This window comes from Echinicola vietnamensis DSM 17526 (assembly GCF_000325705.1).
GTDB lineage: Bacteria > Bacteroidota > Bacteroidia > Cytophagales > Cyclobacteriaceae > Echinicola > Echinicola vietnamensis.
In genome coordinates this window covers 1,351,396-1,370,961 of record NC_019904.1, presented here as the reverse complement: position 1 = coordinate 1,370,961, position 19,566 = coordinate 1,351,396, and the positions used below count along the sequence as shown (strand labels likewise).

Sequence of the window (19,566 nt, the reverse complement as noted above, 5' to 3'; positions counted from 1 at the left end):
TTTAGATTTGGTCATTATTCCCCTGTGGGATTACACGCTTCAAATCCCCGCAGGCCGAACCCGGAGGGTTCAAACTTCCATAACCCAAGGAGAATCCTTGGGAAAGCACAACACCCTCCACCCCTCTCGCCAACCCCGGAGGGGTTGAACTATTAATTTTGAGCTGGTAAATTACACACGGAAGATTGGATAGAAACATCCCTATTGGCTGAATTTGATAGGTTTTTGCCCAGCCATATAAAAAATTCCGAGCCACTTATAAAAGGACCTTTTCTGATAAAACATTCTTTGGCTACCTTGAGCAGGAATTGACCGTACACTAAATCAACCGATATGAAAAAATTTACCCTATTGGTGGCATTGGCAGGGCTTTTCTTTTCTGCCTTTGGCCAACAACCATACACCACCCTGTTCGAAACATCCGATGGAACGGAAACTCCTGAATATGAAGCAGTGATTGCCTATTACCAAAACTTGGCTGATGATTTTGAAGAAGTTCAGCTAACCTCCATGGGAACCACCGACAGTGGCAAACCCCTCCACTTGGTCATAATGGACCAAAAGGGAAACTTTGACCCGGAAAGTTGGCAGGCAGAAGGACGATTGGTGGTTTTTGTAAATAATGGCATCCACCCTGGAGAACCGGTGGGCATCGATGCCTCCATGATGTACCTCCGTGACATTTTGCAGGGGAAGGAAAATTGGGACGAAGACATGGTGCTGGCCCTAATCCCCGTTTACAATATTGGGGGGCACCTGAACAGGAATTCGACCACCCGGGTAAACCAAGAAGGGCCCAAAGCCCATGGTTTCCGTGGAAATGCCCGCAACTATGACCTGAACAGGGATTTTATCAAGACAGACACAAAAAATTCGGAGAGCTTTCAGGAAATCTTCCAATGGCTACAGCCACATGTCTTCATCGACACGCACACCAGTAATGGAGCGGATTACCAGCACATCATGACCCTCATCGAAACCCAGCACAATATGCTGGGCGGGGCCGCGGGCAAATACATGCATGAAACCTTGACCCCAGGACTCTTCAGCCAGATGAAAGAGCGTGGATCGTCCTTGGTACCTTATGTAAATGTCTGGGGAGACGTACCGGAAAATGGCTGGTCGCAGTTTAAGGATTCGCCGCGTTACTCCAGTGGTTATGCTTCCCTATTCCATACCATTAGCTATGTGCCAGAAGCCCATATGCTGAAAACGTACCGACAGCGGGTAGAAAGCATGTACAAGCTTTTCCAATCGTACACCGCCATTTTTGAGCGGGACCAAAAAGAAATTGTCGCAGCAGTGAAGGCAGACCGTGAAGCGGCAAAAAGCCAGGAAACTTTCGACTTTAACTATCAATCCGTAAGGGAAAATCCGGCCACGATAGATTTCTTGGGCTACGAATCAGGCCACAAGCCAAGTGACATTTCTGGTGAGCCGCGGCTATTTTATGACCGCAACAAACCTTTTGAAGCAGAAGTGGATTTCTACGACACCTATTCACCATCGATTTCCATCGAAAAGCCCACTTACTATGTCATTCCCCAAGGCTGGTTCAAGGTAGTGGAAAACCTCCGGCGGAACCATGTCCACATGAAAGCCGTAAAGGCCGACACGACCCTCGACGTCACCACCTACTACATCACGGAATTTGAGACGCTGCAAAAGCCCTATGAAGGCCACTACCTCCATTCGGACATCCAAGTAAGAGAAGTTCCCCAGCAGGTATCCCTACGGGCGGGCGATTGGCTAGTCCCTATGAACCAATCTTCAAATGGCTTTATCATGGAAGTGCTGGAACCTCAAGGGGAAGACAGTTATTTTGCCTGGAATTACTTTGACACCATCCTTCAGTCCAAGGAAGGTTACTCTGCTTATGTTTTTGAGGATTTGGCAGCGGATTACCTTGCCCAAAACCCAGGATTGAGGGAAGCATTGGAGGAGGAAAAAGCCAAGAATCCTGACTTTGCCGATAACGGTGCTGCCCAACTTAGATGGGTCTATGAGCATTCCCCTTGGAAGGAAAAAGAATACATGCGTTATCCTATTTTCAGGATAAACTAATGGGGACAAATTTGTATATTGATGGCTTATGAATGTTTTCTTTGCTAATTATCAGACCACTATGAGCATCACAAGTGGCAAAAGATCACCATCATGAGCAAAAACAGTCTCCTTAAAAGACTCCAACATAAATGGCAACTCAAAAGCATCCGGCAGGTACTGCTGGTGCTTTTGGCTTTTGCCTGTACGGGATTTACAGTGCTGTTAATCAAGCAGCCGATCTTTGATTTTCTGGGCGTGGACATGTCATCAGGAGGTTTTTGGAAAACCGTTCTTTACTTGCTACTGGTCTTGCCGCTCTACCAAGTTTTATTGCTGGCTTATGGCTTTGTTTTTGGCCAGTTTTCCTTTTTCTGGCGAAAAGAAAAGAAATTTTTCCAAAGAATAGGCGCGTTGTTCATCCGAAGGTAGCATTTTACCGTAAATTACAGCGGTCTTTATACCGCAATTCCGTATTTTCTATTGATTTAGTGATCGTTATCATTTATAAACCAAATCTTGTACATTTGTAGCCGCAAATGAAGAAGTAGCGCACCCGATATGGCAAAGAAGAAAAAAGCACTGGAAGAACACGAGAAAAGAAAGCTGAACAAAAAGAACCTTAGCAAGCTGATTGGCATATTCAATTTTGTCTTGCCGTACAAGGGGATTTTCATCGTAGGGCTTATTTTCCTGCTGTTTTCCAGCCTCACCTTGTTGGCCTTTCCGTATGTTGCCGGAAAGCTGATCGATGTGGCCCAAGGGAAAAAATGGATGTTTTCGAACATCAACACCATTGCGCTAGTGCTGATTGGGATTCTTTTTGTCCAAAGTGTATTTTCCTTTTTTCGGGTTTGGCTATTTGCTTTGGTAAGCGAACGCTCCATGCGGGATATCCGGCTTTCACTATATAGCCGACTGGTAAACCTTCCCATGAGTTTCTTTGACAAGCGCCGCACAGGGGAATTGATCAGCAGGATCACCTCTGATGTGAGTTTGCTCCAAGATACCTTTTCGGTCACCTTGGCGGAGCTGTTCAGACAGATCATCACCTTGCTGGCCGGGACCGTTTTTCTTTTTGTGACCACCCCTAGACTGACCTTGTTTATGCTGGCCACCTTCCCGGTTTTGGTGATCATTGCCATGGTTTTCGGCAAGTTTATCCGTAAACTCTCCAAGGAAACCCAAGACGAACTGGCCGCTGCCAATGTCATCGTGGAGGAAACCCTCCAATCCATCAGCACCGTGAAATCCTTTGCCGGAGAAGCTTATGAAGCTGCTCGATACGGAAAAGGCCTGAACAAAGTGGTAAAAGTAGCCCTCAAAGCCGCGGGATTTAGAGGCGCCTTTATCTCCTTTATCATCTTTGCCTTGTTTGGTGGGATCGTGGCGGTCATGTGGTACGGAGCCATGATGGTCAGCACGGGTGCCATGAGCATTGGGGATTTGGTGTCATTTGTTCTTTACACGACCTTTATCGGCGGATCTATCGCAGGACTGGGCGATATTTATGGCCAAGTACAAAAGGCCATCGGGTCCTCTGAACGGGTCCTCGAAATCCTCGACGAAAGTCCCGAAGAATCCTTAGCGGACTACCAAGAAGTATCCATCAAAGGAAACGTCTCCTTTTCTGATGTCAGCTTTAACTACCCTACCCGTCCGGAAGCCGATGTGCTGAAACATATCAACATATCCATCCAATCCGGTGAAAAAATCGCTTTGGCAGGACATTCCGGGGCTGGCAAATCCACCATCATCCAGCTGCTGATGAAGTTTTATACCATCAACTTCGGTGAAATCACCATTGATGATAAGCCTATCCAAAACTGGAACCTTAAGCAGCTGCGTTCCAATATCGGGATCGTGCCTCAGGAAGTGTTGCTCTTTGGGGGCAGCATCCGTGAGAATATCGCTTACGCCAAACCAGAAGCAACAGAGCAGGAAATCATCGAAGCTGCCAAAAAAGCCAATGCGTGGCAGTTTATCGGTAAATTCCCTGAAGGGCTGGACACCTTGGTAGGAGAACGGGGCATCAAGCTCTCTGGTGGCCAACGTCAGCGAATTGCCATCGCCCGGGCCATCCTCAAAAATCCTTCTATCCTCATCCTTGATGAGGCCACCTCCTCCTTGGATGCTGAATCTGAAGCCTTGGTGCAAGAAGCTTTGGATGAGTTGATGAAAAATCGGACCACCATTGTCATTGCCCACCGGCTGGCGACCATCCGAAAAGTGGACCGCATCTATGTTATGAAAGATGGGGAAATCGTGGAAGAAGGAAGCCATGACGATCTGGCGGTGCAAAAAGGAGGATTTTACGCCAATTTGGTAAAGCTTCAGTTTGCCGAGTAAGGGGAGGCTGAAAAGCACTTCCAGGCAGCAAAAGTGATAGTACTAAGTGCAAAATCGGTTTCACCCGGAAATAAAGGATCGTTTCTCTGAGAGATTTGGCGATGCTGATGGGGACTGGCAGTTTGCTTAATGGTAAAACCACGAATAAATAAAAATGCCACAACCTCCCAATGACACCAAGTGGATTCTGTAACCTGCACTGAAGGGGTGTAAATTACTTGAGCCAGAACTCCTCCGCATCTCGAAACCCGGTCAATGGAAGGCATTTTCCATCCCCAGCAGCCATGATGGATCTGGGCAGTTGTTACGGTAATAATCTAAGTCTTTTGGTGCGCAAACCCCGGGATAATCCCCCCAGTGATCTCCTAAATCCAACATCAGTTGAAAATGCAAGTGAGGCGGCCAATCCCCATTTTCAGGAAATGGGCCGATGTGCGCAAATTCCTCTCCCGCCTGGACCTGCTGCCCCAGCTGCAAGCCCTCCAAATCCGCCTTTGCCAAATGGCCATACAGGGAGAAAAAGGTCACATCCTCGTAGGTGTGCTCCAAAATAATGGTCGGGCCATAATTCCCGTACCCTTTGTTGTTTTGGAAACTATGGACACGCCCTGCCAATGGGGCAAAGATAGGCTGTCCTGCTTTTGCCCAGATGTCCACTCCCAAGTGTATGGAGCGCCTTTCTTCATGATCCTTCCCAAACACCTCACTTCGATGGTAAATGGCCCTGGGCTCGAGGTATCCGCCAATGCCGAAGGATTTTTTTGCGGCGTCCAATTGCCCAAAAACATACGCATCAAATAAGGGAGTACTTGAAATATCCAGGGTGGCCAAATCTTCGTTTTTTGCAGTAAAATCCAACAACATGCTGTTTTCAGCAGTTAATTTGACCCCTACCAAAGGATAAATATCACTGATTTCTAAGGAATTAAGTAGTTTTTGCATCTTGGATATTTTGGCGAAATATACACAATTTGTGTTCAAAATGTTAACTTTAACCCATGCAGCAAACCTATAGAATCCCCCAACTCATTGATATCAAGCAGGCCTATCAACGGATCATGGCCTATATCCACCACACTCCTATTTTGACTTGTGAAGCCATCAACAAAATGGCAGATTGTCAACTGTATTTCAAGTGTGAAAATTTCCAAAAAGTGGGAGCCTTCAAAGCCAGAGGAGCCACCAATGCCATCTTGAAACTTCCTCCAGGATTAAAGAAAAACGGTGTGGCCACCCATAGCAGCGGTAATCATGCTGCTGCACTGGCCCGAGCGGCCAAGGAGACCGGCACCAAAGCGTATATCGTGATGCCTTCCACAGCGGCCGCAATCAAAAAAGCAGCGGTGCGTACGTACGGAGGTGAAATCATCGAATGTGAACCCAACCTTAAAGCCCGCGAAACGACACTTGAAAAGGTAGTGGAAGAAACAGGGGCGGCATTTATTCCTCCTTATGATTATATGGACGTCATCGAAGGACAGGCCACCTGCGCCTTGGAAATGTGGGATGAAGGCATCCCTTTTGACGCCATCATTACCCCGGTGGGTGGTGGAGGATTGTTGGCAGGCACTGCACTGACCACGCATTACCTATCTCGAAAGACGCCCGTTTATGGTGCCGAGCCAAAAGGCGCTGATGATGCCTATCGCAGTCTAAAGGCCAACAAAATCATCCCAATGGAAAACCCGAACACCATTGCCGATGGCCTGCTGACCTCACTTGGCAAAAGAAATTTTACCATCATAAGCAAAAATGTAGCGGACATCCTCACGGTTTCTGATGATCAGATCATCGCAGCAATGCGACTGGTCTTCGAGCGCATGAAGCTGGTCATTGAGCCGAGCAGTGCTGTGCCTTTGGCGGCTATTTTAGCGAATAAACCACTCTTTCAAAACAAACGAGTGGGGATCGTCATTTCAGGTGGAAATGTGGATGTGAGCAAACTGCCCTTTACATAAGGGGGGACTTATTGGCGTTATGCTCGGAATACGCAGGTTGCGATGGATTCGGCAATCAATTGACAGATTGGTAACCAATCATATTTCTAGGGTCACCTCCCTGCCTCCGTTGTTACCACTGCAGAGAGGCGGAACCACTGACATGGCGGGTTTAGGCTCAAAGCCGCTTATGCGTTGATATCACGGGATGCTTGGTGCTAGCCGCCATCATCAACCGCTCTTCATGTACCGTAGGTACATCACATGGGAAGATATTCCGAGAGGAAAATTTGATCAATCAAATTTTTCAAAAGTGATTTACATAAGCAATTCCCCAATCAATTGGATAATACATTGTTTCGAACTAATTTTGGGCAGCCAAAAAACCATTTGATTTTCCCGAATGGATCAATGCCATTGAGGTGCGACATGAATCATTTCCGATAATCTTCGGGAAAGCCTCTAGGGAAGACAAAAAAGACTGTAAAAAACCAGATCATATTCATGAAAAGAGACCAGGTAATATTTGACCTTATCCAAAAAGAAGAAGACCGTCAGAAGAGAGGCATCGAATTGATTGCTTCTGAAAACTTCACCAGCAAGCAGGTGATGGAAGCTGCCGGTAGCGTACTGACCAACAAATATGCGGAAGGCCTTCCCAAGAAGCGGTATTACGGTGGCTGTGAAGTAGTGGATGACATCGAGCAGATCGCCATTGATCGTGCGAAAGAGCTTTTTGGTGCTACATGGGCGAATGTGCAGCCCCATTCCGGTGCACAGGCCAATGCGGCGGTATTCTTGGCTTGCCTAAATCCTGGTGACCATATCCTTGGTTTTGACCTTTCTCACGGTGGGCACTTGACACACGGATCACCGGTAAACTTTTCTGGAAAAAACTACAAGCCTCATTTCTATGGCGTAGAAGAAGAAACCGGAATCATAGACATGGACAAAGTGGCCGAAAAGGCCCGTGAAGTAAAGCCCAAGCTGATCATTTGCGGTGCTTCTGCCTACAGCCGTGATTGGGACTATGCCCGGTTCAGGGAAATTGCAGATGAAGTCGGAGCCTTGCTATTGGCTGATATTTCCCACCCTGCGGGGCTGATTGCCAGAGGCCTCCTAAAGGATCCGTTGGAGCACTGCCATATCGTGACCACCACCACCCACAAAACCCTACGCGGTACACGCGGTGGCCTGATCATGATGAGAGAGGATTTTGACAATCCATTTGGCATCAAAAACCCAAAAGGAGAACTTAGAAAAATGACCCAATTGCTGGATTCTGCGGTATTCCCGGGAATGCAGGGAGGGCCGTTAGAACATATCATTGCTGCCAAGGCTATCGCTTTCCAAGAAGCCCTGTCTGATGAGTACATGGAATACATTCTTCAAGTGAAGAAAAATGCTTCCATAATGGCAGATGCCTTCGTGGAAAAAGGCTATAAGCTGATCTCCGGTGGCACAGACAATCACCTGATGCTGATCGACCTTAGAAACAAGGACCTTTCCGGTAAAATCGCCGAAGAAACCCTTGGAAAAGTGGACATTACCATCAATAAAAACATGGTGCCTTTCGACACCCGTTCGCCCTTCGTGACGTCCGGTATGCGTGTCGGAACTGCCGCCATCACCTCTCGTGGCCTTAAAGAGCAAGAAATGACCAAAATCGTGGACTTGATCGATAGGGCCCTGATGAACCATGAAGACGAAGCTGCCCTGGCCAAGATCAAGCAGGAAGTAAACGACTGGATGGTTCAGTTTCCATTGTATTAAGTAAAGAAGAAACTACGTGGCATTAGATCAATACCGGGAAGAAGAGGAAGAAGACGGCATGTCCTTTTTGGACCACTTGGAACAATTGCGTTGGCATTTGGTCCGGTCCGTTGCAGCTGTGCTGATCTTTTCAGTTCTGGCCTTCCTTTCTAAAAGTTTTGTTTTTGGACAAGTGATTTTGGGACCATCCAAGGTGGATTTTTTCACCTATCGGATGCTTTGCAAGGTTTCTGATGCACTGAATATCCCTGCACTGTGTATCCAAGAGCTCCCTTTCATCCTGCAAAGTAGGCAGATGACAGGGCAGTTTTCCATGCACATGACCTCCAGTTTGGTGGTAGGGCTGATCGTGGCTTTCCCGTACGTGTTTTGGGAAGTCTGGCGATTTATCAGCCCAGGGCTCTACTCGAGAGAGCGGAAAGCAGCCCGGGGAGCGGTGTTCTTTGTGAGCTTGCTGTTCTTTATGGGGGCGGCATTTGGGTATTATATCCTGTCGCCATTGTCCATTAACTTTCTATCGCATTATCGGCTGGATCCTTCCATTGCCAATGAATTTGATATCACTTCGTATATCTCCACTTTGGTGATGCTGGTGCTGGCCTCAGCGGTAATGTTTCAGCTTCCGGTGGTCATCTACTTCCTGTCCATGTCAGGACTGGTGAATTCCGCGATGCTAAAATCCTACAGAAGGCATGCCGTGGTCATCATTTTGGTGCTTTCGGCCGTCATCACACCTCCTGATGTCATTAGTCAGCTGTTGATTGCCATGCCGATATTGATACTTTATGAAGCGGGAATCATCATTGCCAAGCGTCTCGAACGACGAAGAAGGGAAGAACGAGCAGCAGAAGAAGACTATTAACCAAACCATATCATGTCAAAGAAAATAGCCATCGGCGGAGATCACGCCGGATTTGATTACAAGCAGCAATTGGTAACGTTCCTTGAAAAGGAGGGTTACGAGGTGAAGGATTTTGGGCCTTTTTCGGATGCTTCTGTGGACTATCCGGACTATGTGCATCCCTTGTGTGATGCCATCGAATCCGGAGAGTTTAGGCAAGGCATCGTCGTCTGCGGCAGTGGCAATGGGGTTGCCATCACGGCCAACAAGCACCAAGGCATCCGTGCAGCCATCTGCTGGAACAATGACCTGGCCGCCCTCAGCCGCCAGCATAATGATGCCAATGTGATCTCCATTCCGGCGAGGTTTGTCCCTTACGAACTGGCCCAAGAAATGGTCGGTACCTTCCTAAATACCGAATTTGAAGGTGGCAGGCATGCTAATCGGGTGAATAAGATCGCTTGTAAATAATCAAAATTTATGGCGAAAAGCCAGTAGCTTCAAGTTGGTTGGTGAGCATATCCAGTAATAAAAAGCCTTGTAGTCGATTGCTACAAGGCTTTTTTACTTATTAATGATCGATAATAATTTTTTAGGTGATTTATGTCACCTTGCGTAGGGATGCGTAGGGGATTTTTTTGAATTTAAATATTGGAGTATTAAAATGTACTATTCTTTTACTAAAACTCCTTTACAATGAAAATATTTAGTATTTATTTATGTTCCTTAATGATTTTAGGAACCCTGACGTGGACTTCTTGTCAGGAAAATGGACAGGAAGAACCTTTAATGACAGAGCATGAGGAAGTAGGGTCAACCGAAACCAATCCAATGGATCGCCAAGCGTATGAAAAGCAGCTTAAAGAACTTTCCCTATACATGGGAGAGGTAATGAAAGACCCTGAAGCGAGGGCCGAACTTTTCGGGTTTGGAGATATAAAAGGTAATTCGAGAGAAATAAGTTATAACCTCCGATTGCTATTTGATGAGAAAGTGGATCCCTTGAGCAGGAAACAGTCAGCGATAGTGAGGGCATTTCATCAGGCCACGGCATTTTCCAGGACATCGGGAAGTACTGCTACACTCGACAGTCCTATTTTCTTTATTAGGGAGAATGATGCTGGATTCTACCCGGGTACTAAGCTTCCAATCTATCGAATGACCCAAGTGGAATGGTATTTTTCCTCAACTCATTAACTGATTAGATCATGAAAACTATTATTAGCTTAGTCGCACTTCTATTATTGGCTACCCTCCGTGGTAGGGTATTGGCTCAAGAGAATCCAAAAAAATGGGATCACCTTAAGTCCCAACTTCATTCACTACAATGAAGGATCCAGATTGTATTTAAATGCAATTGGCATGGAAGTAAGTTATTCACGGACTATTGGTAATAGGCTTGTCATGGAAGGAGCTTGTAGTCTGGGGCACCTAAGAGGAGGAGGTAGTACGTTTATATTTGATCTTGAACCAGATGAAAAAAATTATAAACTTTTCTACCTGGAAATTTGGGATCGGATATACAGTCATCAATACCCGCAGCCTTCGTTTAATTCCGCAAATTTCAGGAATTAGAACTTCTTTTAAAGCGGTCAGAGGTATTCACAAAGATGGAGAGGGAAAAATTGAGTACCGTAATGTTGGCCCTAGAATTGATTTATCCTATTTAATAGGACTAAAACTATGGAACAGGTTAGGGGATCATGTGGCACTGGTAAGTCAAGGTGGTTACCAGCCTTATATTGGCGGTAGTGAGATGTTTATGGCGAGTAGGGGAGTCTCCTTCACTTTCTAAACATCTTTTGTGAAAGAAGCCGTTTCGAAGATCATCTCTATGATTTTGGAAACGGCTTCTTTGTTTTATTCTTAACGGAACGTATATTTCAGCCCAATACCTGCCCGAAGATAGGAAGTGTCCACACTAGGGATAAACAGTGGGCTGGCCTCCAAAAGGAAGCCGAAATTCCTGGTGGCAGGAAAGGGCTTTACCAATACACCTAAGGGAATTCCAAAATACCCAGAGCTACCCTCGCCGACATTGATGATTCCGGCATGGACACCGCTGTAAAAATTCACCTCTTCTTTCTGGATAAAGTTGTACCCAAAGGTGCCTTCGATGTCCACCTCATTGCCACCTTCCAGTCGGCCCTCGCCAAACATCTTTTTGTCTGGATCACTCCCCACCGCCAGGTAGGTGCCGAAATTTTGCTGGTAAATGCCCACACTAACCTGTGCCTTGGACTCTTCGTGTTGCAGTAATAAAAAGACTGCCAATGCTGCGAATAAAAACTTTTTCATCATGGTAACTTAAAACTTGGTTTAAACTTGCAGCCAATTCACAAACACTTTGCCATTCTGATGAAAACGAGCCAAACTTTTTGGTGTGATATAAATCATACTTTCTGGGCAGCCGTGGATCGGTTCCCTAAATGTATGTTTGGGAATGGGTTTTCGAGGATTGTAAATCCTGTGTTATGGTGAGTTCGGAATTACAAATCCCGAACAGCTGATAAAGCTATCGGGCAATAAAACTTATAAGCCTAGTGACCTTCCAACCATAAAAAAACACCGGTTTTTGCTCAAATACAGGGCTGGTTGTTGATTTTTTCCCTAAGGAAAATCTTCACCATTTCCAGGCCATTATCAAAGCTGTCGTTATTGGGGATGATCAGGTCGGCGTCGTGCTTGGACGGGTCGATGTATTTTTCATAGGTCGGCATCACGTGCTTTTCGTAGCGATAGAGCACATCATCGAGGTCGTAGCCCCTTTCCACTTTATCCCGGACAATCCTCCGCTTCAATTTGATATAATCCTTGGCATCTATAAAAACCTTCAGGTCCAGCAAGTTGGTCAACTTAGGTGAGTATAACACAAAAATCCCCTCCACCACCACTACCGGGGCAGGCTTAAATTCCAGCATTTTTGGGGTTACGGCAGGATTGTTAAAGGTGTATTCTTGTCGAAAAACGTGTTCACCGCGTTGGATTTTTTCTATATCCGCCGCATATGCATCAAAATCAAAGGAAAAGGGAGTATCATAGTTCTCAATACCTTCTTCATCCAGGGGCTGCTGATCGATGGGCTTATAATAGTTGTCCTGGGAAATGAGGCAGACCTCTGCTGGATCGAAGCTTTGCAGCAGCCGGTTCAGAAACAGGGTTTTGCCGGAGGCGCTTCCCCCCGTGATGCCAACGATGTAAGGTTTTCTCATGATATCTCCAGTTTTATGCAAAGGCAATTGTCTTAATCTACAGAGTATTGTCCAGCATCGCTTTCATTCTTCATGGCCAACCATCGAATGGTATGGTGAAGCAATCTCCTCATGTATATGCTCAAGGTGCGCTAAACACCTGTAGCGCTAGCGGTAACTGTTCAGAAAATGAATCAACTTCCGAACGGCCTTTCCCCGGTGGCTGATAGCATTTTTTGCTTCCATGCTGAGTTCAGCGAACGTTTCACCATGCCCCTCCGGCCTAAATACCGGATCATAGCCAAAGCCCCCTTCTCCAATTCTTTCCTGAATGATTTCGCCTTTTGCCACTCCCTCAAAACTGTATTCCTTCCCATCCAAAATCAAGGCAATCACTGTTCTGAATTGGGCTTTACGGTCGGTTACGCCTTCCATATTTTCCAGTAACTTGTCGACATTTCGATCATCACTGCGGGGCGCTCCGGCATACCTTCCTGAATATACGCCCGGTGCTCCATCCAATGCCGCTACTTCCAGGCCCGTATCATCGGCAAAACAACTGACGCCATAATTTTCAAATACGTGTCGGGCCTTCTGGAAGGCATTGAAATCCAACGTGTCACCCGTCTCAGGCAATTCCTCATGACAGCCGATTTCCTTTAACGAAACGATGGTAAAGTCTTCGCCCAAGGCGGCCTTTACCTCTTCGATCTTTTTGGGATTATTCGTAGCAAAGCAAATTTTCATGGTGCAAAAATAAGTATTTTTTTTCCGAAGGGAAGAGCGACGTGGCTTAATCTTACTAGTCAAACTGGAGGGCTCCCTGCCAAGGCTTGGATTATGCTGGTTGTTGATCATGCCATCAGTGAGCCCTTCTTATTTACGAAAAATATTCCTTGAATGCTCATGAAATTATTTTGTATGCATTCATCCAGCCCATAGTGGAAATGCCCACTTTCCGGGGAAGCTGTCCGCCCAGAAAATTCACTTGGTCTTTGATCCGCCACCCCTTTGGTGCCCGCCGCAGCCCTTTCAACAAAAAAAGCCGACCAATTTGGCCGGCTCAGTTTACTGTTTCACCTTATACTCATCAGGCAATAACGCCGTAAAGTTCTTTTAGTTTTTCGACCGTATAGTCGATTTCTTGGATGGTATTGAAACGACTGAACGAAAAACGGACGGAGTCTCTCTCAGGCTGAGCATCAAGTGCGCGTAACACGTGAGAGCCTACCGTAGCACCACTGCTGCAGGCGGAGCCTCCAGAAGCGGATATTCCATTGAGGTCAAGGTTAAATAGCAACATACCGCTATTTTCTTCGGATGGCGGAAGGCTGACATTAAGTACGGTGTATAAACTACGGTCCAAATCAGCTGAAAGGCCATTGAACTCCACGCCTGGAATTCCCTCTTTCAATTGTTCTATAAAGCGCTTCTTGAGTCCTTGGACATGCTGCTGATGGGCTTCCATATCTTCATAGGCCAGCTCCAGCGCTTTGGCTATTCCTACGATACCATACACATTTTCCGTTCCTCCGCGCATGCTTCGTTCTTGTGCCCCACCGTAGATAAACGGCCTGATTTTGTTTTTCTTGTTCAAATACAAAAACCCGGAGCCTTTTGGGCCGTGGAACTTATGCCCTCCCGCGACGATGGCATCTATGGACAACTCTTTTAGGTCGTGTACATAATGGCCCATGGTCTGCACGGTATCTGAGTGGAAAAACACCTCATGTTCCTTGCACTGCTGTCCAATCACATGGATATCATTGATATTGCCAATTTCATTATTGGCATGCATGATGGACACCAGCGCATGGGGATGGGTTTGAATCCATTCGGAAAGATGGCCCATGTCAATTTCACCATCCGCGTTTATTTTTGCAAAATGCAGTGTAATATGGCCCCGCTTTTCACATTCCTCCAAGGTATGCAAAACAGCATGGTGCTCGATTGGAGTGGTCAGCACATCTTTGATCCCATAAGTTTCAATGGCGCATACCAGTGCGGTATTGTCAGCTTCGGTCCCTCCAGAGGTAAAGAAAATTTCACCGGGCGTTGCATTCAACAATTCAGCTACTTTTTTTCTGGAGCGTTCGATCGCTGTCCTTACTTCTCTACCGTGAGAATGGACGGAAGAAGGATTGCCATAATGCCCTTTCATATAAGGCAGCATGGCTTCCAGCACCCTTTCATCGAGTGCGGTGGTGGCTGCATTATCTAAATAAATATTCATTATCTCTAAATACTTGGGTATGTTGGTTCTGGTAGCAAGATGCTATGATTTTGGTACAGTAAAACCATCCATTTTGTTAATTGGAAAATTCCTTTGCCCACCAAAAATGGCTGATTCACCTCTAAATAACAGCGAAATGCTGGTTATTTGCTTGCAGAGATCACCTCTTTAATGTCCAAAATAAGTTTATTGGCCAAGTGCTCTGCTGTCGCCTTGGTCTCAGATTCGGAGTAGATACGGATAATGGGTTCCGTATTGGACTTCCTCAAATGTACCCACTCTTTTTCGAATTCTATTTTGATCCCATCAATGTCATTGATGGGCTGTTTGCTATACTTTCTACTGATTTCATCCAAAATGGCATCCACGTCAATTTCAGGGGTGAGCTCTATCTTATTTTTTGAAATATAATAGTTGGGGTAGCTCGCCCGAAGCCTGTTGGCGGTTTTGCCAAATTTGGCGAGGTGTGTCAGGAACAGTCCTATCCCCACCAAAGCATCCCGGCCATAATGTGACGATGGGTAGATAACGCCTCCATTGCCTTCACCACCGATGATGGCATTGGTTTCTTTCATTTTATTGACCACATTGACCTCTCCCACGGCAGCGGCATTGTAGGTCCCTTCATGCTTCTCAGTAACGTCCCTCAGTGCCCTGGTAGAGCTAAGATTGGACACGGTATTACCTGGTGTTTGGGAAAGCACGTAGTCTGCTATGGCGACCAAGGTATATTCCTCCCCAAATGCCGATCCATCTTCTGTCAAGAATGCTAACCTGTCCACGTCCGGATCTACCACAATCCCCAGGTCAAATTTTCCATTTTTCAATTTACTGGAAATATCCCTAAGGTTTTCGGGAAGAGGTTCTGGATTATGCGGAAAATGGCCGTCAGGTTCACAGTACATTTCTTCCACATGCTCCACCCCGAGGGCTTTGAGCAGCTTGGGAAGGGCAATGCCTCCTGTGGAATTCACACAGTCAATGACCACCCTGAAGTTACGCGCAGCTATGGCTTCTTTGTCTACCAAATCCAGGCTCAGCACGTGGTCAATATGACGGTCGATATAATCTTCCACTAAGGTATAGGCTCCGATATTCTTAACGGTAGCAAATTCGAAATCCTCTTTTTCAGCCTTTTCGAGCACCTCTTTTCCATCTTGGTCAGAGATAAACTCGCCCTTGTCATTGAGTAATTTTAGCGCATTCCATTGAATGGGATTATGGCTGGCCGTCAGAATAATACCGCCACCTGCCTTTTCTAGCGGCACGGCAAATTCTACTGTTGGCGTGGTGCTAAGCCCCAAGTCGATCACTTGAATGCCCAGCCCTTGAAGCGTAGCAGTGACCAATTTGGAAACCATATCTCCTGAGATTCTCGCATCTCTGCCGATGACGATTCGAGGATTGTTGGTTTTTTCTAGGATCCACGCACCATATGCAGAGGTGAATTTTACAATGTCAACAGGAGTCAGTCCTTCTCCTGATTTTCCTCCGATAGTCCCACGAATACCGGAAATAGACTTAATTAATGCCACTTTGATAGCGTTTAGTTATAAACTATGAGAAAAAATCCCACTTGCCTAGACAAGCTGGAACTCTTGGTGATTATTTAAATCTTTCCATTACTTTATTGACCTCTGAATCAGGGTTACCACATGCTTCGCCTTCGTCCATTGATTTCCCACAATAGCTGCATGTCCCCCCCTCCTTGTTCAAGTATGGATTTTGGGATGCACAGGTCCCTTTGAACTGTCCATTTTTGAGGAAAATCAGCCTCACGGACATCAAAATGAAAAACAGTGCAAGAAATCCCAAAGTCAAATATAGAGTTGCCATATCCAATTAATTTGCTCAAATTTACGTAATACTTTGAAAACGTCCACACAATCCAAATAGTTTCCCGAATCCTATGTCCAAAATCTCTTCCCGATCACAACAACTAGAGGCATTTGACAGGCTGTTGACCATCATGGATGAGCTAAGGGAGCAATGCCCTTGGGATCGTAAACAGACCATCGAAAGTCTACGCCACCTCACCATAGAAGAAACCTTCGAACTATCCGACGCCATTCTTGATGCGGACTTGGAAGAAGTGAAAAAGGAGTTGGGGGACATTTTGCTCCACATAGTTTTTTATGCCAAAATCGGGGAAGAAAAGGGTGCCTTTGACATTGCCACGGTAATCGAAAGTCTATGCGAAAAGCTGATCCGGCGCCATCCACATATCTACGGCGATACCGAGGCAAACGATGACGAGGCGGTGAAACAAAACTGGGAAAAGATAAAACTTCAGGAAAAAGGCAATAAAAGTGTCCTTGGAGGAGTGCCGCGGTCACTACCGGCACTGATCAAAGCCATGCGCATTCAGGAAAAGGCCAGAGGAGTGGGATTTGACTGGGAAGACAAAGCACAGGTTTGGGAAAAAGTGGAAGAGGAAATGCAGGAGTTCAAGGAAGCCTTTGATGTCACAGCTCCCGAAGATATAGATCGTGAAAGGGCCACTGGTGAATTTGGGGATGTGCTATTTTCCCTGATCAATTACGCCCGTTTTGTCGATATTAATCCGGAGGAAGCCCTCGAAAAGACCAACAGAAAATTTATCTATCGCTTTCAATATCTTGAGGAAGCAGCCAAAAAGGCCGGGAAAAACCTGGGAGACATGACGCTAAATGAGATGGATATTTTTTGGAATGAAGCGAAAAAGCATTAAAGTCTCAGATTTATAGCATTATTTTAAGATGAAAGCCAATAAATTTTTACTTTTGACTTTGATTATCCGAAACAAGCCAAATAACCTATCATGAATCCGAATAAATTGATTATCAACTTCGTTCCGTTTTGGCAAAAGATATCATAACCCAGTTTTTAATCTGGCGGCTTAAGCATATAAGCACTAAGAATTTTATGCTAATTCTTAGTGGCGTCATCGGTATTTTGACGGGACTGGCCTCGGTGATACTTAAAGTTTCGGTCCATTCTATTCAGCACTGGTTGATCGAAGGTTTTCAGATTGAATATGCCAATTTCTTTTTTATCCTTTATCCCTTAGTCGGGATCTTTCTCACTTATGTGGTTGGCAAATACATTGTCAATGACTATGGTGGCCATGGCATTCCTGAGATTCTTTATAACATTTCCAAAAAGAAGAGCCTCATCCCCCGGGTAAAGATGTACAGCCGAGTTTTTACATCCTGCCTAACCGTGGGCCTGGGAGGATCCGTCGGTCTGGAGGCCCCCATCGTGGTGACCGGATCTGCCATTGGTTCAAACTCGGGCCTGCTGATGCACCTCAATGCCAAAAAACGGAATATTCTTATTGGTTGTGGTGCTGCAGGAGGGATATCTGCGATATTCGGTTCGCCCATCGGCGGGGTAATCTTTGCGATAGAAGTTATCCTAATGGAAGTAAACACCGGCGCCTTTATTCCCTTGCTGATTGCTTCCGTCCTTGGGTCATTGACGACCATGGTACTTATCGGAAATGATCCGATTTTCTCTTTCAACCTTTCCGGAGAATTTATTGCAGCACACACCCCCTACTATTTGTTGCTGGGAGTCATTACAGGTTTGGTATCTGTTTACTTTATAAAAGCCGTCCTGAGAACCGAAAACTTACTGGAGAAACAATCAAATCCTTGGCTGAAAATGCTGATAGGTGGTGCAGTCCTTGGCCTGATCATCTTCTTTTTTCCGCCCATTTACGGGGAAGGATATAATACACTGAATTCACTCATTTTAGGTGATCCAGCAGTTTTGCTGAACAGGAGCCCCTTCTTTTCAGAAATCAACAATACCTACTTTATACTTTTTTACCTTCTTATGATCATCTTCGCCAAACCAATAGCGGCAGCCTTGACGATCGGCAGTGGCGGTAGTGGCGGCATCTTTGCACCATCCCTGTATGTGGGAGGGATCACAGGCTTTCTCTTTGCCTTTGCCAATAACTTCTTTGGGATATACATCCCCATTCCAGTGGCTCATTTTACCTTGGTGGCGATGTGCGGGGTGATGAGTGGAGTACAGCACGCCCCCCTTTCTGCCATATTCCTGATCGCTGAAGTGACTGGCGGGTATGAGCTCTTCGTTCCCCTTATGCTTGTGTCAGCCATTTCCTTGGCCACGACCAATTACTTTGATAAAAATTCCCTGTACAAAAACCAATTGCTGGAACAAGGCAAACATATCCCGGAAACCAAAGATGAAGAAGTCCTTGGCCTGATCGATATTCGGCGCATCATGGAAAAGGACTTACTGCCCATCCATCCAGATGCGGTACTCAAAGACCTCTGCGGCCTTGTAAAACTCTCCAATCGAAATATTTTTCCTGTTGTGGACGAAAAAGGCACCTTAAATGGCATCATCACCCTGGATGATATACGTGACATTATGTTTGATCGAGAGAAGCAAAATGAAGTACAGATCAGAAAACTAATGCACAGTCCACCGGATACGATCCAGCCATCTGAAAGTATGCGAGAAGTAATGGATAAATTCGAACGATCAGGAGCATGGAACCTTCCCGTCGTGGATAATGGTATTTACCTCGGTTTTATTAGTAAATCACGTATTTTTAACGCCTACCGAACACGCTTAATCAGGCAGCAGCGCGAATAGTATAAAATTATATTCTGTTTCACATCTTATCCACCACTGCCCACAAAGGGTAAATCCGTATAAAATTCATTTACAGCCTTTTATCCACAAATTAAAACTTTGGTTTAAACTCATAACAAATTGATATTTAGCCAGTTACGGATACTTGAAGTATTGATGTGGATAAATGTGGATAAATGTGGATAAATTTTAGTCTATTTTTTTGGAGCTTTTTTCTGTCAATTTAGCGCGATTTTTTATGACGGTAGCTGCGTCAATCTCTCTACAAGAAAAGTGTATCGCTATCAAAAATCAGAATAAAATATCTGTCTTGACAAAATGACAATCTTGGATCAAGCAATGTTTCTGGGGGACGAATTTTGACATGATCTTATGAAAGAAAATTTCATAACGTCATAACGATGGACTTCCTCCACAGGGCAAACGCTTTAAAAAAATGTTCCTGTTTGCATTTATATCTGCCGTTTTTACGGAACTTACCCTTTTGTGTGTAATCATTTATGGTGCAGGTGACAACCTGCACCTTCTGTATGACCCTCTGCTAAAGGCGGATTAGGCAGGATGCTCAGTTGCTAACCCATATCC

18 protein-coding genes are annotated in these 19,566 nt (G+C 45.6%); 11 read left to right on the top strand and 7 right to left on the bottom strand.

The features are described 5' to 3' along the window. Positions 1 to 333: 333 nt before the first annotated feature. From ECHVI_RS05810 to ECHVI_RS05800, 3 genes are all read left to right on the top strand, one after another. On the top strand, positions 334 to 2,064 hold the full coding sequence (locus ECHVI_RS05810; protein WP_015265028.1) for a M14 family metallopeptidase: 1,731 nt from the start codon (positions 334 to 336) through the stop codon (positions 2,062 to 2,064). Between the two features lie 93 nt (positions 2,065 to 2,157). Next, entirely contained in the window at positions 2,158 to 2,475 is a 318-nt protein-coding gene (locus tag ECHVI_RS05805; RefSeq protein ID WP_015265027.1) for a DUF6787 family protein, read from the top strand. A 129-nt stretch (positions 2,476 to 2,604) separates the two neighbouring features. Beyond that, the gene (locus ECHVI_RS05800; RefSeq protein WP_015265026.1) at positions 2,605 to 4,392 is read left to right on the top strand and encodes an ABC transporter ATP-binding protein; all 1,788 of its coding nucleotides are present in this window, start codon (positions 2,605 to 2,607) and stop codon (positions 4,390 to 4,392) included. A gap of 252 nt (positions 4,393 to 4,644) precedes the next feature. On the opposite strand, the gene ECHVI_RS05795 is transcribed toward ECHVI_RS05800, so the two are convergent. Continuing rightward, on the bottom strand, positions 4,645 to 5,334 hold the full coding sequence (locus ECHVI_RS05795; RefSeq protein ID WP_015265025.1) for a peptidoglycan DD-metalloendopeptidase family protein: 690 nt from the start codon (positions 5,332 to 5,334) through the stop codon (positions 4,645 to 4,647). Positions 5,335 to 5,390: 56 nt separating this feature from the next. Between ECHVI_RS05795 and ECHVI_RS05790 the strand changes: the two genes are divergently transcribed. From ECHVI_RS05790 to ECHVI_RS05765, 6 genes are all read left to right on the top strand, one after another. Then, positions 5,391 to 6,350, top strand: a complete 960-nt coding sequence (locus ECHVI_RS05790; protein ID WP_015265024.1) for a pyridoxal-phosphate dependent enzyme — start codon at positions 5,391 to 5,393, stop codon at positions 6,348 to 6,350. 483 nt (positions 6,351 to 6,833) lie between these two features. Beyond that, positions 6,834 to 8,102 (top strand): serine hydroxymethyltransferase, encoded by a 1,269-nt coding sequence (locus ECHVI_RS05785; RefSeq protein ID WP_015265023.1) that lies wholly within the window; start codon positions 6,834 to 6,836, stop codon positions 8,100 to 8,102. A gap of 16 nt (positions 8,103 to 8,118) precedes the next feature. Next, positions 8,119 to 8,964, top strand: coding sequence for a twin-arginine translocase subunit TatC (gene tatC / locus ECHVI_RS05780; protein WP_015265022.1), 846 nt, complete (start codon positions 8,119 to 8,121; stop codon positions 8,962 to 8,964). A 12-nt stretch (positions 8,965 to 8,976) separates the two neighbouring features. Then, a complete protein-coding gene (rpiB, locus tag ECHVI_RS05775; RefSeq protein WP_015265021.1) occupies positions 8,977 to 9,414 on the top strand; it encodes a ribose 5-phosphate isomerase B in 438 nt (145 codons plus the stop codon). A 225-nt stretch (positions 9,415 to 9,639) separates the two neighbouring features. Continuing rightward, positions 9,640 to 10,140 (top strand): hypothetical protein, encoded by a 501-nt coding sequence (locus tag ECHVI_RS05770; RefSeq protein ID WP_015265020.1) that lies wholly within the window; start codon positions 9,640 to 9,642, stop codon positions 10,138 to 10,140. 277 nt (positions 10,141 to 10,417) lie between these two features. Then, a complete protein-coding gene (locus ECHVI_RS05765) occupies positions 10,418 to 10,738 on the top strand; it encodes a hypothetical protein (RefSeq protein ID WP_015265018.1) in 321 nt (106 codons plus the stop codon). A gap of 71 nt (positions 10,739 to 10,809) precedes the next feature. On the opposite strand, the gene ECHVI_RS05760 is transcribed toward ECHVI_RS05765, so the two are convergent. The 6 genes from ECHVI_RS05760 to ECHVI_RS24020 all read right to left on the bottom strand — a co-directional run bounded on the left by ECHVI_RS05760 (position 10,810) and on the right by ECHVI_RS24020 (position 16,203). Beyond that, complete coding sequence (locus ECHVI_RS05760) at positions 10,810 to 11,244, bottom strand: hypothetical protein (RefSeq protein WP_015265017.1); 435 nt, start codon at positions 11,242 to 11,244, stop codon at positions 10,810 to 10,812. Between the two features lie 278 nt (positions 11,245 to 11,522). Further along, the gene (gene udk / locus ECHVI_RS05755) at positions 11,523 to 12,155 is read right to left on the bottom strand and encodes a uridine kinase (protein WP_015265016.1); all 633 of its coding nucleotides are present in this window, start codon (positions 12,153 to 12,155) and stop codon (positions 11,523 to 11,525) included. Positions 12,156 to 12,302: 147 nt separating this feature from the next. Further along, complete coding sequence (locus tag ECHVI_RS05750; RefSeq protein ID WP_041739508.1) at positions 12,303 to 12,881, bottom strand: non-canonical purine NTP diphosphatase; 579 nt, start codon at positions 12,879 to 12,881, stop codon at positions 12,303 to 12,305. A 343-nt stretch (positions 12,882 to 13,224) separates the two neighbouring features. Continuing rightward, complete coding sequence (locus ECHVI_RS05745; RefSeq protein ID WP_015265014.1) at positions 13,225 to 14,367, bottom strand: cysteine desulfurase family protein; 1,143 nt, start codon at positions 14,365 to 14,367, stop codon at positions 13,225 to 13,227. Positions 14,368 to 14,510: 143 nt separating this feature from the next. Beyond that, a complete protein-coding gene (gene glmM / locus ECHVI_RS05740; RefSeq protein ID WP_015265013.1) occupies positions 14,511 to 15,902 on the bottom strand; it encodes a phosphoglucosamine mutase in 1,392 nt (463 codons plus the stop codon). 70 nt (positions 15,903 to 15,972) lie between these two features. Continuing rightward, positions 15,973 to 16,203: a hypothetical protein gene (locus tag ECHVI_RS24020; RefSeq protein WP_015265012.1), complete on the bottom strand. Its 231-nt coding sequence runs from the start codon at positions 16,201 to 16,203 to the stop codon at positions 15,973 to 15,975. Between the two features lie 73 nt (positions 16,204 to 16,276). Here ECHVI_RS24020 and mazG point away from each other — a divergent pair, with 73 nt between their 5' ends. Beyond that, positions 16,277 to 17,077: a nucleoside triphosphate pyrophosphohydrolase gene (gene mazG, locus ECHVI_RS05730; RefSeq protein WP_015265011.1), complete on the top strand. Its 801-nt coding sequence runs from the start codon at positions 16,277 to 16,279 to the stop codon at positions 17,075 to 17,077. 128 nt (positions 17,078 to 17,205) lie between these two features. Then, positions 17,206 to 18,981, top strand: coding sequence for a chloride channel protein (locus ECHVI_RS05725; protein ID WP_015265010.1), 1,776 nt, complete (start codon positions 17,206 to 17,208; stop codon positions 18,979 to 18,981). Positions 18,982 to 19,566 lie beyond the last annotated feature (585 nt).

Coding starts and splice junctions, on each gene's coding strand:
- ECHVI_RS05810 (WP_015265028.1), top strand. CDS start 334: ATGAAAAAATTTACCCTATTGGTGGCATTGGCAGGGCTTTTCTTTTCT.
- ECHVI_RS05805 (WP_015265027.1), top strand. CDS start 2,158: ATGAGCAAAAACAGTCTCCTTAAAAGACTCCAACATAAATGGCAACTC.
- ECHVI_RS05800 (WP_015265026.1), top strand. CDS start 2,605: ATGGCAAAGAAGAAAAAAGCACTGGAAGAACACGAGAAAAGAAAGCTG.
- ECHVI_RS05795 (WP_015265025.1), bottom strand. CDS start 5,334: ATGCAAAAACTACTTAATTCCTTAGAAATCAGTGATATTTATCCTTTG.
- ECHVI_RS05790 (WP_015265024.1), top strand. CDS start 5,391: ATGCAGCAAACCTATAGAATCCCCCAACTCATTGATATCAAGCAGGCC.
- ECHVI_RS05785 (WP_015265023.1), top strand. CDS start 6,834: ATGAAAAGAGACCAGGTAATATTTGACCTTATCCAAAAAGAAGAAGAC.
- rpiB (WP_015265021.1), top strand. CDS start 8,977: ATGTCAAAGAAAATAGCCATCGGCGGAGATCACGCCGGATTTGATTAC.
- ECHVI_RS05770 (WP_015265020.1), top strand. CDS start 9,640: ATGAAAATATTTAGTATTTATTTATGTTCCTTAATGATTTTAGGAACC.
- ECHVI_RS05765 (WP_015265018.1), top strand. CDS start 10,418: ATGAAAAAAATTATAAACTTTTCTACCTGGAAATTTGGGATCGGATAT.
- ECHVI_RS05760 (WP_015265017.1), bottom strand. CDS start 11,244: ATGATGAAAAAGTTTTTATTCGCAGCATTGGCAGTCTTTTTATTACTG.
- udk (WP_015265016.1), bottom strand. CDS start 12,155: ATGAGAAAACCTTACATCGTTGGCATCACGGGGGGAAGCGCCTCCGGC.
- ECHVI_RS05750 (WP_041739508.1), bottom strand. CDS start 12,881: ATGAAAATTTGCTTTGCTACGAATAATCCCAAAAAGATCGAAGAGGTA.
- ECHVI_RS05745 (WP_015265014.1), bottom strand. CDS start 14,367: ATGAATATTTATTTAGATAATGCAGCCACCACCGCACTCGATGAAAGG.
- ECHVI_RS24020 (WP_015265012.1), bottom strand. CDS start 16,203: ATGGCAACTCTATATTTGACTTTGGGATTTCTTGCACTGTTTTTCATT.
- mazG (WP_015265011.1), top strand. CDS start 16,277: ATGTCCAAAATCTCTTCCCGATCACAACAACTAGAGGCATTTGACAGG.